Below are 13,327 nucleotides of genomic sequence, written 5' to 3'. Positions count from 1 at the left end.
CCAGCCGCGGCCGGTTGCTCGGATAGCGCACCCGCCGAGATCACGGATGCTGGCTGGAAACCGAAATCACTTCTCCGGTCAGGTAACTCGAGTAGTCGCTGGCCAGGAACGCGATGGTGGCCGCCACCTCCCACGGCTCGGCGGCGCGCCCGAAAGCCTCGCCCGCCGAAAGCCGGTCCAGCAGCTCGGGAGAAGACGTCTTGTCCAGGAATTTGTGCCGGGCGATGCTGGGCGAGACGGCGTTGATCCGCACTCCGTACTCGGCCGCTTCGATTGCGCTGCAACGAGTTAACGCCATCACCCCGGCCTTGGCCGCGGCGTAGTGTGACTGCGAGTGCTGGGCCCGCCAGCCCAGCACGCTGGCGTTGTTGACGATCACGCCGCCGTGGGCGGCCTCCCGGAAGTACCGTAGTGCGGCGCGCGTTGCCCGGAAGACCGATGTCAGCGAGACGTCCAGCACCCGATCCCACTCCTCGTCGGTCATGTCCGCGACCGGCGTCTGCCCACCCAACCCGGCGTTGTTGACCAGCACATCGAGCCGGCCCAGCCGTGCGGTGGTCGACTGAATCAGGGCATCCACCTGTGCGGTCGAAGTCACGTCGCACACCACGCTTTCCACGCGGCCCAACCCCAACGCGGAGAGTTGCTCGGCCGTCTCCCCCAGCCGTCGTTCGTGGTGATCCGAAACCAGCACATCGGCACCCTCGGCCAGGGCGCGGCGGGCGGTTGCCGACCCGATGCCGGTGCCTGCGGCGGCGGTCACCACCACCACCTTGCCTTCCAGAAGACCGTGTCCGGCAATCTCTTTGGGCGCTTCGGACAAGCTCACCCTTTAACCTCCCTCGGCAAACCGAGCACCCGCTCAGCGATGATGTTGCGCTGGATCTCGTTGGATCCGCCGTAGATCGTGTCGGCGCGGGTGAACAGATACAGCCGCTGCCATTCGTCGAACTCACCCTCGTTGAGCAGCAAACCAGGCCGGCCGATCACCTCCATGGCCAACTCGCCCAGACTGCGATGCCAGTTCGCCCACAACAACTTTGAGACGTTGTCCTGGCCGGGCTGCTCGACATCCATGGTGGCCAGGGCGTAGGACCGCATCGCGCGCAGGCCCGTCCAGGCCCGGGTCAGCCGCTCCCGAATGAAGGGGTCGTCGGCGGCGCCGGTGCGCTGCGCCAGCTTGGCCAAGTTGGAAAGCTCACGGGCATAGACGATCTGCTGGCCCAGCGTGGACACACCGCGCTCGAACGTCAACGTCCCCATCGCGACCCGCCAGCCATCACCGGGCTGCCCGACCACCAACGAAGCATCGGTGCGGGCATCGTCGAAGAACACCTCGTTGAACTCCGCGGTCCCGGTGATCTGCACGATCGGCCGCACCTGAACGCCCGGCTGGTCCAGTGGCACAAGCAGATACGACAGCCCAGCATGGCGCTTGGAGCCCTTCTCGGTGCGCGCCACCACAAAACACCACTGCGACAGATGCGCGAGCGACGTCCATACCTTCTGACCGTTGATCACCCACTCGTCGCCATCGAGTTCGGCGGTGGTGGCGACGTTGGCCAGGTCGCTGCCGGCGCCGGGCTCCGAGTAGCCCTGGCACCACAACTCGGTCACGTCGAGGATGCGCGGCAGGAACCGCTGCTGTTGCTCGGGGGTGCCGAACGCGATCAGGGTCGGGCCGAGCAACTCCTCACCGAAGTGATTGACCTTGTCCGGGGCGTCAGCCAGGGCATATTCCTCATAGAACGCCACCCGGTGCGCGACCGAGAGTCCGCGCCCGCCGTGCTCGACCGGCCATCCCAGGCAGGTCAGCCCGGCCTTCGCCAGATGCTGGTTCCATGCCCGACGTTCTTCGAACGCCTCATGCTCGCGACCCGGCCCGCCGAGACCCCTCAACGCTGCGAATTCACCGACCAGATTGTCGGCGAGCCATCCGCGGACCTCGGCCCGGAACTCTTCGACGTCCTGCATAACCTGTAGGCTAACCTACCAAGCACTTGCTTTGTTAGGAGCGTCTGGCCTAGGAGTATTCGTGACTACCGATCCCCGCACCGTGCCTGCGGCGCTGGATCGTCTCGTCGAACAACATCCCGGCCACGACGCCCTGATCACCGACGATCGGACATTCACCGCGACCGCCCTGCGTGACGAGGTGCACCGCGCCGCCGCCGCACTGGTCGCGCTCGGCGTCGAGCCGAAAGACCGGGTGGCGATCTGGTCGCCGAACACCTGGCACTGGGTGGTGGCCTGCCTGGCCATCCACCACGCCGGCGCGGCCATGGTGCCGTTGAACACTCGATACACCGCCGTCGAGGCCGCCGACATCGTCGCCCGCACCGAGGCCCCCGTCCTGTTCGCGGCCGGACGCTTCCTGGGTGCCGACCGTACGGTCGACCTGGACCGCGCCGCGCTGCCCAAGCTGCGCCACATCGTGCGGATCCCGATCGACGAAGATGACGGGACGTGGGATGAGTTCATAGCCCACGGCGACCATCAGGCTGCCCGGCAGACGGCGCAAGAACGTGCCGCCGCGGTGACTCCCGACGACGTCAGCGACATCCTGTTCACTTCGGGCACCACCGGCCGCAGCAAAGGCGTGCTGTGCGCGCACCGGCAGTCGCTGGCGGCCTCGGCGTCATGGGCGGCCAACGGCAAGATCACCAGCGACGACCGCTACCTGTGCATCAACCCGTTCTTCCACAACTTCGGTTACAAGGCGGGCATCCTGGCCTGCCTGCAAACCGGCGCCACCTTGATCCCGCACCTCACGTTCGACCCGTTGCGGGCCCTGCAGGCGATCGAGCAACACCGCATCACCGTCTTGCCCGGTCCGCCCACCATCTATCAAGTGCTGCTGGATCACCCGGCCCGCGGCGACTACGACCTGAGCTCGCTACGGTTCGCGGTGACCGGTGCGGCCACCGTGCCGGTGGTGCTGGTGGAGCGAATGCAATCCGAACTCGACATCGACATCGTGCTCACCGCCTATGGCCTGACCGAGGCCAACGGAATGGGCACCATGTGCCGGGCCGAGGACGACGCCGTGACGGTGGCCACCACCTGCGGACGCCCGTTCGCCGACTTCGAACTGCGTATCGCCGAAACAGGGTCCGAAACAGGGTCTGAAACGGGGTCCGAAACAGGCGAAGTGCTGCTGCGCGGTCCGAATGTCATGTTGGGCTACCTCGACGACCCCGAAGCAACCGCTGCCGCAATCGATTCGGACGGCTGGCTGCACACCGGCGACATCGGCGCCATCGACGCCAACGGAAACCTGCGGATCACCGATCGGCTCAAAGACATGTATATCTGCGGCGGTTTCAACGTCTACCCCGCCGAGATCGAACAGCTGCTGGCCCGGATGGACGGCATCGCCGACGCCGCGGTGATCGGCGTACCCGACGAGCGGCTCGGTGAGGTCGGCCGGGCATTCGTGGTCACCCGGCCCGGGGCCGAACTCGACGAGGAATCGGTGATCGCTTACACCCGTGAGCATTTGGCGAACTTCAAGACACCGCGATCGGTGCGATTCGTCGACACATTGCCGCGCAATGCCGGTGGCAAGGTGGTCAAACCACAATTGCGAGAGTTGGCCTGAGATGGATCTAGCTTTTGACGAAGAGACGCTGGCCTTCCAGGCCGAGGTGCGCGAGTTCCTGGCGGCCAACCGGGACTCGATCCCGACAAAGTCCTACGACAACGCCGAAGGGTTTGCCCAGCACCGTGTTTGGGACAAGGTGCTGTTCGACGCGGGCCTGTCGGTGATCACCTGGCCGCAAAAGTACGGCGGCCGAGACGCGCAACTGCTGCACTGGGTGGTCTACGAGGAGGAGTACTTCCGCGCCGGCGCTCCCGGCCGGGCCAGCGCCAACGGCACATCCATGCTGGCGCCGACCCTGTTCGCACACGGCACCGAGGAACAGCTGGACCGGATCCTGCTGAAAATGGCCAGCGGGGAACAGATCTGGGCCCAGGCCTGGTCGGAGCCGGAATCCGGCAGCGACCTGGCCTCGCTGCGGTCCACCGCCACCAAGACCGACGGCGGCTGGCTGCTCAACGGACAGAAGATCTGGAGTTCGCGAGCCCCGTTCGCCGACATGGGTTTCGGGCTGTTTCGGTCCGACCCGTCCGCACAACGCCACAACGGCCTGACGTACTTCATGTTCGACCTCAAAGCTCAGGGCGTCACGGTCCGCCCGATCGTCCAGCTCGGCGGCGACACCGGCTTCGGTGAGATCTTCCTCGACGACGTCTTCGTGCCGGACGAGGACGTGATCGGCACTCCCAACGAGGGCTGGCGCGCGGCGATGAGCACGTCGAGCAACGAGCGGGGCATGTCGCTGCGCAGCCCCGCCCGCTTCCTCGCCGCGGCCGAACGACTGGTCCAACTCTGGAAGGACACCGGCTCCCCGCCGGAATTCGCCGACCGGGTGGCCGACGGATGGATCAAGGCGCAGGCGTATCGATTGCAGACGTTCGGTACCGTCGCCCGCCTCGCCAACGGCGGCGAGTTGGGCGCGGAATCGTCGGTCACGAAGGTGTTCTGGTCCGACCTGGACGTGCAGTTGCACCAGACGGCGCTGGACCTCCGCGGCGCGGACGGTGAACTGGCCGGGCCGTGGACCGAAGGCCTGCTGTTCGCGCTCGGGGGGCCGATTTACGCCGGCACCAACGAGATCCAGCGCAATATCATCTCCGAACGACTGCTCGGCCTGCCCCGGGAGAAGCGCTGATGGAATTCGCACTCGACGCTCAGCAACGCGATTTCGCCGCCAGCATCGACGCGGCGCTCGGCGCCGCCGACCTGCCCGGCGCCGTGCGGGCCTGGTCCGCCGGAGACGTCGCACCCGGGCTGAAGGTTTGGGAGCAACTGGCCAACCTCGGCGTTACCGCGCTGATCGTGCCGGAGAAGTTCGACGGCCTGGACGCCTCGCCGGTCGACCTGGTGGTTGCCCTCGAGCGTCTAGGTCACTGGTGTGTGCCCGGACCGGTCACCGAATCCGTCGCCGTCGCACCAGTTCTGCTGGCCGAAGACGACCGGGCGGCTGCGCTGGCGGCCGGTGAACTGATCGTCAGCGTCGCCCTGCCGCCCGAGGTCCCCCGGGCCGTCAATGCGGATACCGCCGGCCTGGTGCTGCTGGCCGGACCGGACGGCGTCAACGAGGCTCAGGTCGCCGACGGTCACGAATCCGTCGACCCCAGCCGTCAGCTCTACGACGTGACGGCGACGGGACAACCCTGGCAGGCCGATGTGGCGCGGGCCTACGAGTCCGGGGTGCTGGCCACGGCGGCGCAACTGGTCGGGGCGGCCGAAGCGCTGCTGGCCGGCAGCGTCGAATACGCCAAACAGCGGTCCCAGTTCGGCCGGGTGATCGGCTCGTACCAGGCGATCAAGCACAAGCTCGCCGACGTGCACATCGCGGTCGAGCTGGCCCGCCCGCTGGTCTACGGCGCCGCGCTGACGCTGGAGCCCCGAGACATCAGTGCGGCCAAGGTTGCGGCGGGCGAGGCGGGTCTGTTGGCCGCGCGTTCGGCGTTGCAGACGCACGGGGCCATCGGTTTCACTCAGGAGCACGACCTTTCGCTGCTGCTGCTACGGGTACAGGCGTTGCGCACGGCCTGGGGCACCCCCGAGGCGCACCGGCGGCGAGTATTGGAGGCGCTATGACGTCCACCGACGAGCGGGAGATGCTGCGCGAGACCGTGGCCGCCCTGGTCGCCAAGCATGCCAATCCCGCGGCGGTACGGGCGGCGATCGAGTCCGAGCGCGGTTACGACGAGGCGCTGTGGCAGCTGCTGTGCGAACAGGTCGGTGCGGCCGCCCTGGTGGTGCCCGAGGAGTTGGGCGGAGCCGGCGGTGAACTTGCCGACGCGGCCGTGGTGCTGCAGGAGCTAGGGCGTGCCCTGGTGCCCTCACCACTACTCGGCACCACGCTCGCAGAACTCGCGCTGCTGGCCGCCGACGAGCCCGACGCCGAGGCGCTGGCGGCGCTCGCCGAGGGCACCTCGATCGGCGCGCTGGTGCTCGATCCCGACTTCGTGGTCAACGGCGACATCGCCGACGTCGTCGTCGCCACCGCCGAGGGCCAGCTCAGCAGGTGGAACGAATTCACCGCCGAGCCGGTCACCACGATGGACCTGACCCGCCGGCTCGCCCGCCTGCAGCCGCAGCAGGCAACCGCCCTCGGCACCGACCCGGGGCTGGCCGACACCGCGGCGATTCTGCTGGCGGCCGAGCAGATCGGCGCCGCGGAACGCTGCCTCGAGCTCACCGTCGACTACGCGAAGAACCGCGTGCAATTCGGGCGCCCGATCGGCAGCTTCCAGGCCCTCAAGCACCGGATGGCCGACCTGTACGTCACGGTCGCCGCGGCACGAGCCGTGGTCAACGACGCCTGCGAGCAACCCACGCCAACCAATGCCGCCACCGCGCGATTGGCCGCCACCGAGGCTTTCAACGTCGTGACCGCCGAAGGCATCCAATTGCACGGCGGCATCGCGATCACCTGGGAACACGACATGCATCTGTACTTCAAACGCGCGCACGGCAGTGCGCAGTTGCTCGACCCTCCGCGAGAGGTACTGCGCCGGCTGGAATCCGAGGTGCTCACCACACCGTGACCGACCGCGTCGCCGCCCGGGCCGGCATCCCACCGTTCTACGTGATGGATGTCTGGCTGGCAGCCGCCCAACGTCAGCGCACGCACGGCGATCTGGTGAACCTGTCCGCCGGGCAGCCGAGCGTGGGTGCGCCGGAGCCCGTCCGCGCCGCCGCGGCGGCAGCACTGCATCTCAACCAGTTGGGTTACACCGTCGCCCTGGGCATCCCGGAACTCCGCTCGGCAATAGCCGCGGATTACCAACGCCAGCACGGGATTTCCGTCGAGCCGGACGCCGTCGTCATCACCACCGGCTCGTCGGGCGGCTTCCTGCTGGCGTTTCTGGCTTGCTTCGATGTAGGCGACCGGGTGGCAATGGCCAGCCCCGGTTACCCGTGTTATCGAAACATCCTGTCCGCGTTAGGATGTGAGGTCGTCGAGATTCCGTGCGGCCCGGAGACCCGGTTTCAGCCCACCGCTCAGCTGCTCGCCGAGCTAGACCCGCCCATCCAAGGTGTCGTCGTCGCCAGCCCGGCCAACCCCACCGGAACGGTGATACCGCCCGAAGAGCTGGCGGCGATCGCATCCTGGTGTGACAGCACCGGTGTTCGATTGATCAGCGACGAGGTCTACCACGGCCTGGTTTACGACGGAGCCCCGCCGACCAGCTGCGCTTGGCAGACGTCGCGAAATGCGGTACTGGTCAACAGCTTTTCGAAATATTTCGCCATGACGGGCTGGCGGCTGGGTTGGCTGGTGGTGCCCACCGAATTGCGGCGCGCGGTCGACTGCCTGACCGGCAACTTCACCATCTGTCCCCCGGTGCTGTCCCAGATCGCCGCGGTCTCGGCGTTCACTCCCGAGGCCATAGCGGAGGCCGAGGCGAATCTGACGCACTATTCGATCAACCGCCGCAAGCTGCTCGACGGCCTGAGCGGAATGGGCTTGGATCGCCTCGCACCCACCGATGGCGCGTTCTACGTCTACGCCGATGTCTCGGATTTCACCAACGACTCGCTGGCCTTCTGCTCGAAGTTGTTGGCCGACACAGGTGTTGCGATCGCACCGGGCATCGACTTCGACCCCGGCCGTGGAAACTCCTACGTCCGACTGTCTTTCGCCGGCCCCACCGAAGATATCGGGGAGGCGCTACGCCGGATCGGGTCCTGGCTGCCTGGCCAGTAGGCTGCGGATCCGCGGTTCGAGGACGGCACCGAGGTCCGCCACATTTATGCCGAACTTTTCGCTCAACGCGTCCAGCACCGCGGCGGCGTCGTCGAGCAGGATCTTCTCGCTGCCTCCGGCGCGATGGATGGCGAGATCACGGCCGGACAGGTTCACCCGGGCGTCGTCGGTAACCGCCGCGACCATCAGGCCGGTGACGAAGTGTGAATCGGGATGGGTCGAGACGTACCAACTCCCGACGGTCAGATCGATCTGCGGCCGGGTCTGGGTACTGAACTCGTACAGCGCCTGCCATTCCCCGCGCACCTGGGCTTGCAGCACCAGCCCGTCGCCGCGGTCTTCGAGCCGGTACGGCTCGTGCGTGGTCTGTTGCACGCCGCCGGTCTGCAGGCGCAACGGCGAGGTCGGTGTCTGCCCACCGAAACCCACATCCACGAGGTACGGCCCCACGCAGCCGGGAAACGTCACCGCCAGCACTGTGTGGGTCTGGGCCGGCAGCGGTGCGTCCTGCGGCCGCATCCACACCACCCGCCCGGCGAGTCGGCGCACCCGATATCCGAGGTCGGCCAGCACGTAGCCCATCAGCCCGTTCTGCTCATAGCAGTAACCACCCCGGCGGCGGCGAACAAGCTTGTCGAACAACGCTTCTGGACCGAGGTCAGCGACAGGCACACCGGTGAACGGGTCGAGGTTTTCGAACGGAATGGCGCGGGTGTGCGCGGTCACCAGGCCTTGCAGGACATCGAGAGTCGGTTCGCTTGCCCCGCCATAGCCGATGCGATCGAAGTACGCAGTCAAATCCAATCCCATAACAGCCATTCTCCGGCCAGGCGTCCCCGCCGCGGTGGGTACCCCTTCCGGCTTTGCCGGGCTGGCGTTTAGCCCAGAAGACTCGCCGAAACGATCGTTGCCAGAACGGTTCCTAGCGGAGGTGAGGTTCGCTACTGTTGATTTCGCGAACAACCAAATTCCGCGGAGGGAAGCGCCGACGACATGCCTGAAGAACCTTCAGCGGAGGGGGCGGCGCCGAGCGCGATCATCACGGAACTGGCCGCCGCAGGCTTCGAGGATGCCCGCCAGGTTGGTCGCGGCGGGGCAGGGGTGATTTACCGCTGCTACGAGACGTCGCTGGGGCGAAGCGTCGCCGTCAAGGTGCTGCCGTCCCACCTCGACGAGGAGGACAGCCGGGAACGCTTCCTGCGCGAGGGCTACGCGATGGGCGGGCTGTCCGGCCATCCCAACATCGTCCACATCCTGCGCGTCGGAATGACGACCAGCAATCGGCCCTACATCGTCATGCCCTACCACGCCGCGGACTCGCTGGCTGTGCGATTGCGGCACGAGGGGCCCATCCCCTGGCCCGAGGCACTGCGGATCGGCGTGAAGTTGTGCGGAGCGCTCGAGACCGCGCATCGCAACGGCACCCTGCACCGCGACATCAAGCCGGCGAATGTGCTGATCAACGACTACGGGGAGCCGCAACTCAGCGACTTCGGGATCGCGCACATCGAGGGCGGTTACGAAACGGCGACCGGATTCTTCTCCGGCACCATCGACTACACCGCGCCGGAAGTGATGACCGGTAATCCCGCGACGGTGGCGGCGGACATCTACTCGCTGGGCGCGACGATTTATGCGCTGATCGCCGGCAACGCCGCCCACGAGCGCAGGAAGGGTGAGGACCTGATCGCGCAGTACCTGCGGATCAGCTCCTCGGGGATCCCGGATATGCGACCGGAGGGCATCCCGGACTCGGTGTGCTCGGCGATCGAGCGGGCGATGTCGATCGACCCAACCCAACGCCCGGCCACGGCGGAGGAGTTCGGGCACGATCTGCAGGCCGCGCAGCGGGCCAACGGCCTCAAGCCCGATGCCATGGCGATCACCCGGGTCGGTGACACCGGGCGCACCGCCATCCTGGCTCCGGGCGCCCCGGGCGGCCCACCCAGTGCAGCCGGCGATAGCCGCCAGCCGCGGCCCCCCGGCCCGCCTACCGACAACCGCACTTCCCCGATCACGCCACCCATCAGTCCGCCGCCCCCACCCCGCGGAGACTCAGGTCAGAGCGACTTCGCCGAGGCCACCAACATCCTGCGCGGCATGCAGGCACACACCGAGCCCCAGGTCGCCAAGGCACCGCCGCCCGCCGTCCCAGGCAAATCCACGGGCCCGAAGGGCCCCAAAGCGCTCCTCGGTCGGTCCGCCACCAAGAAGAACCGGCTGATGATCGCCGGGGCGATCGCGGTGGTCCTGCTGCTGGTTATCGGCGGTGTCGTCATCGCGATGTCCCAGGACGACAACAAGCACAACCAAGCGACGAGCCAGCCGCGGACCCAGGCGCCCGTCCAGTGGAAACCGATCACCAATGCGCGCACCGCGCGCGACGCGACAGCGACGACCCAATCCGACGGCACCATCTGGATTTTCGGCGGCATCGGCAGCGACGGATCGGTTACCGCGCGCCACGAGGGCTACGACCCCGCCATCGACGAGTGGAAAGGCGGCGACGACCTTCCCGTCCCCGTGCAGCGCGCCGCAGCGGTGACCTGGCAGGGCAACCCGGTGGTCCTGGGCGGCTGGAAGACTACCGGGACGAAACCTGCTGCGACCGACCAGGTTTGGCGAGTAATCAACAGTCACTGGGTCGAGTTGCCGCGCCTGCTGCAGCCCCGGGCGGCGGCCGCCGCGGCGGTGGTCGGTGACCGCATCGTCGTCACTGGTGGTGTGGACGCCGACGGCGCCCTGCTGAACACCACCGAGATCTTCGACGGCAATACCTGGACTCTTGGAGCGCCCATCCCGACGCCACGGCAGTTGTTGGCCGCGGCCACCGACGGCAAATTGGTGTACGCCGTCGGCGGAGCCAGCGGCAGCACGGACTCCGCCGCGGTCGAGGCGTACGACCCCGCCGCCAAGTCCTGGAGCACGTTGCCACCATTGCAGCGGCCGCGCAGCGATCTCGGTGTGGCGATCGCCGATGGACGTCTGGTCGCTGTCGGTGGTTTGTCCGGTGGCGAAACCCTCAAGAGTGTGTCGGTGTTCGACTTGACGGCCAAAGTGTGGGACGCGCTGCCGGACATGTCGACGGCGCGGCACGGGATGGCGGTCGCCGCGGTGGAGAAGACCGTGTATGCGATCGGTGGGTCGACGGGTCCCGCGGATCAGCGGGTGGTCTCCTCGGCGGAGGCGCTCACGCTGCCTGCGCGCAAGATTCAGCCGGCGGCGCAGTGGCGCAGCCTGCCCGACGCGAAGACACCGCGGCTGATGATGGCGTGGACGGTGCTGAACGACAAGATCTGGGTGATCAGCGGTCTGTTGAACGGCACCGTGCTGAACACTGTCGAGAGCTACGACCCGCGGTCCGGGGCCTGGGAGACCGGTCCGCCGTTACCCGTGGCGCTGCACCACGCCGCGGCCGCCACCTATCGCGGCGAAGTGGTGGTGCTCGGCGGCGCGACTGAAAACATCGCCGATGCCTCCAACAAGGTGTTCGCGTTGCGGGGCAACAACTGGGTTGAGCTGCCGCCCCTCAGCCACCCCCGAGCCGCACCGGCCGCCGCCGTGGTCGGTGACAAGCTGGTGGTCGTCGGTGGCCAGAATGCCAAGCAGGTGGTGCCGCAGACCGAAGTCTTCGATGGCACCTCCTGGAAAGACACGGCCGACATGCCGACCCCGCGCGAACACCTGGCCGCAGTATCGGACGGGACCTACGTTTACGTGGTGGGCGGCCGCTTCCTGTCGGCCGACAAGAACTCGGCCGCCTTCGAGCGATATGACCCGGCGTCCGGCACCTGGACCAAGCTGGTCGACATGCCCACCCCGCGCGGAAGCTACGGTGCCACCTACATCGACGGCCGCGTCGTGGCCGTCGGCGGGGAGGAACCGACCCGGGTCCTGGCCGTGGTGGAGTCCTATGACATCGCCGACGGCAAGTGGTCGACCCTGACCCCCATGCCGACCGCGCGGCACGGTGAAGCGGTCGCGACGGTGGGCCGGACGATCTATGTGATCGGTGGCGCCAACCGTCCCTCGCACGAGGGCGGGACTGCGACGGTTGAGGCGCTCGATTTCAGCTAGCGGTCTCAGATCGCTTGTTTTATCTCTGTACAAGATGGGGATCCGGTAGAGACGGCTGCCGCACAACCGCACACCGATCTATCGATGGAGCTCATTATGAGTACCAGCAATATCGTCTGGATTGTGATTGCCGCCCTGGTGGTCATCGCGCTCATTGCCGCACTGGTCGTCGTCTCGAACAGGGCCAAGCGCCGCCGCCAGCTGGAGCAAGCAGAACAGATCCGCGAGCAGGCCCGGGTGGACGCCGCCCGAGTGGAACGCCGCGAGGCGCTCGCCCAGGAAACCGCTGCCAAAGCGCGTGCCGCGCAAGCCGAAGCGGAGGCCAAAGCCGCCGAAGCCGCCCGGCTGCAGGAACGCGCCGCCGCCCACCAGGACGAGGTGGCGACATCGCGCGAGCAGCTCGACGAGCAGCTGAAGCACGCCGACTCCATCGACCCGACGGTCCGCAGGGACAAGGCCGAGCGCGCCGACCAGGATGACACGCCAACCGAAGACACGGCGTGGAGCCAGGAGTTCACCAGCCCCACTTACCAGGACGGCTCCCGGCGCGACGCCGAGCATTACCGCGGGGCGAACACCACCCCATAGTCCCCATAGTCAAAGATAGTCAGAGCCGGCGCACCGCATCCCGGCTGCGCGTTGCGATTTGACGCTCCCCCGCATACAGCAGCCCGTAGGTGAACCCGTTCTCTCCGGGAGTGGTGCCGGCTCCGATCGCCAACCGCCAGAGTGTCGCGGTAGCCACCTCGGCATCCTGGTGGTCGCCCAATACCCGTTGAATATGCTTGTACCGCTTGACACCCCGCTTGGCACCCTTGTCGATCGGACGGCACAGTTCGGCGGCGTACCGGGCACGCTTGGCGGCCTTGCGTGCGCGGTGCAGCATCTCGCCGGACCCGTCGTCAAGAGCTTCGGCCAGGCGCTTGTCGGCTTTGTGCCGCGCGCGATCGGTACGCTTGCGCAGTTGCTTGCGCGTGAGCCCGGCAGCAATGGGTGGGTCGTCGCGCCAGTCGCGTAGCACCGCGGTGAGAGCGAGGTAGCGTTCGGACTCCATCGCCTCGCTGACGCGGGTGCGGGCCGGCAACTCAATCGCCTTCAGCTCGTTGCGAATTCGCGACCGGACCGGGCCCAGAACCAGGGTTTCGGGCAGCGCGTCGAGCGCATCGGAGAAGCGGCGTGATTGGACGTGGCAGTCGCGGACCTCGCCGAGCAGGCCCGCGAACCACTTGAGTTCGTCGTCCATGTCACCCACCGCCGAACCGTCAAGCACCTTGCGGAACGCCCGCAGCGTGCTGCGCAGCCGTCGGATCGCCACCCGGGTGTCGTGGATCGGGTCGTCTCCACGGCGCAGCCCGGCATCCCCGGCGGTGATTTCGTCGAGTTGGGTGTTCAGGTAGTCAGTGAGTGCCTCGACGGCCCGAGTGTCCGGCATACGGCACCGCATTTCCGCACAATGCGGTCGC

At 67.4% G+C, this 13,327-nt stretch carries 11 protein-coding genes; 7 read left to right on the top strand and 4 right to left on the bottom strand.

Annotation, left to right across the window (positions count from 1 at the left end; translation table 11 throughout):
• Nucleotides 1–40 precede the first annotated feature (40 nt).
• A complete protein-coding gene (gene ipdF, locus A5645_RS15330; protein ID WP_065034322.1) occupies nucleotides 41–829 on the bottom strand; it encodes a (5R,7aS)-5-hydroxy-7a-methyl-1-oxo-2,3,5,6,7,7a-hexahydro-1H-indene-carboxyl-CoA reductase in 789 nt (262 codons plus the stop codon).
• Entirely contained in the window at nucleotides 826–1,974 is a 1,149-nt protein-coding gene (gene ipdE1, locus A5645_RS15325; RefSeq protein WP_065130125.1) for an acyl-CoA dehydrogenase IpdE1, read from the bottom strand. Before ipdE1 ends, ipdF begins: the two co-directional genes overlap by 4 nt.
• Nucleotides 1,975–2,035: 61 nt before the next feature.
• Between ipdE1 and fadD3 the strand changes: the two genes are divergently transcribed.
• The 5 genes from fadD3 to A5645_RS15300 are packed head-to-tail and all read left to right on the top strand — an operon-like array spanning nucleotide 2,036 to nucleotide 7,787.
• The gene (fadD3, locus tag A5645_RS15320) at nucleotides 2,036–3,601 is read left to right on the top strand and encodes a 3-((3aS,4S,7aS)-7a-methyl-1,5-dioxo-octahydro-1H-inden-4-yl)propanoate--CoA ligase FadD3 (protein WP_065130124.1); all 1,566 of its coding nucleotides are present in this window, start codon (nucleotides 2,036–2,038) and stop codon (nucleotides 3,599–3,601) included.
• Nucleotide 3,602: 1 nt separating this feature from the next.
• Nucleotides 3,603–4,736, top strand: coding sequence for an acyl-CoA dehydrogenase family protein (locus A5645_RS15315; RefSeq protein WP_065130123.1), 1,134 nt, complete (start codon nucleotides 3,603–3,605; stop codon nucleotides 4,734–4,736).
• Complete coding sequence (locus A5645_RS15310; protein ID WP_065130122.1) at nucleotides 4,736–5,671, top strand: acyl-CoA dehydrogenase family protein; 936 nt, start codon at nucleotides 4,736–4,738, stop codon at nucleotides 5,669–5,671. Before A5645_RS15315 ends, A5645_RS15310 begins: the two co-directional genes overlap by 1 nt.
• Nucleotides 5,668–6,624, top strand: a complete 957-nt coding sequence (ipdE2, locus tag A5645_RS15305; protein ID WP_065130121.1) for an acyl-CoA dehydrogenase IpdE2 — start codon at nucleotides 5,668–5,670, stop codon at nucleotides 6,622–6,624. Before A5645_RS15310 ends, ipdE2 begins: the two co-directional genes overlap by 4 nt.
• The gene (locus tag A5645_RS15300; RefSeq protein WP_065034316.1) at nucleotides 6,621–7,787 is read left to right on the top strand and encodes a pyridoxal phosphate-dependent aminotransferase; all 1,167 of its coding nucleotides are present in this window, start codon (nucleotides 6,621–6,623) and stop codon (nucleotides 7,785–7,787) included. The genes ipdE2 and A5645_RS15300 overlap by 4 nt, the downstream gene beginning before the upstream one ends.
• Here A5645_RS15300 and A5645_RS15295 read toward each other — a convergent pair.
• Complete coding sequence (locus A5645_RS15295; protein ID WP_065130120.1) at nucleotides 7,752–8,597, bottom strand: arylamine N-acetyltransferase family protein; 846 nt, start codon at nucleotides 8,595–8,597, stop codon at nucleotides 7,752–7,754. The genes A5645_RS15300 and A5645_RS15295 overlap by 36 nt on opposite strands.
• Before the next feature lie 183 nt (nucleotides 8,598–8,780).
• Between A5645_RS15295 and A5645_RS15290 the strand changes: the two genes are divergently transcribed.
• On the top strand, nucleotides 8,781–11,864 hold the full coding sequence (locus tag A5645_RS15290; protein ID WP_065130119.1) for a serine/threonine-protein kinase: 3,084 nt from the start codon (nucleotides 8,781–8,783) through the stop codon (nucleotides 11,862–11,864).
• A 96-nt stretch (nucleotides 11,865–11,960) separates the two neighbouring features.
• Complete coding sequence (locus A5645_RS15285; RefSeq protein ID WP_065130118.1) at nucleotides 11,961–12,452, top strand: hypothetical protein; 492 nt, start codon at nucleotides 11,961–11,963, stop codon at nucleotides 12,450–12,452.
• Between the two features lie 19 nt (nucleotides 12,453–12,471).
• Here the strand turns inward: A5645_RS15285 and A5645_RS15280 are convergent, their stop codons facing one another.
• Nucleotides 12,472–13,296, bottom strand: coding sequence for a CHAD domain-containing protein (locus A5645_RS15280; RefSeq protein ID WP_065130117.1), 825 nt, complete (start codon nucleotides 13,294–13,296; stop codon nucleotides 12,472–12,474).
• Nucleotides 13,297–13,327 lie beyond the last annotated feature (31 nt).

This window comes from Mycobacterium asiaticum (assembly GCF_001673635.1).
GTDB lineage: Bacteria > Actinomycetota > Actinomycetes > Mycobacteriales > Mycobacteriaceae > Mycobacterium > Mycobacterium asiaticum_C.
This window is presented reverse-complemented; position numbering and strand designations above follow the sequence as displayed.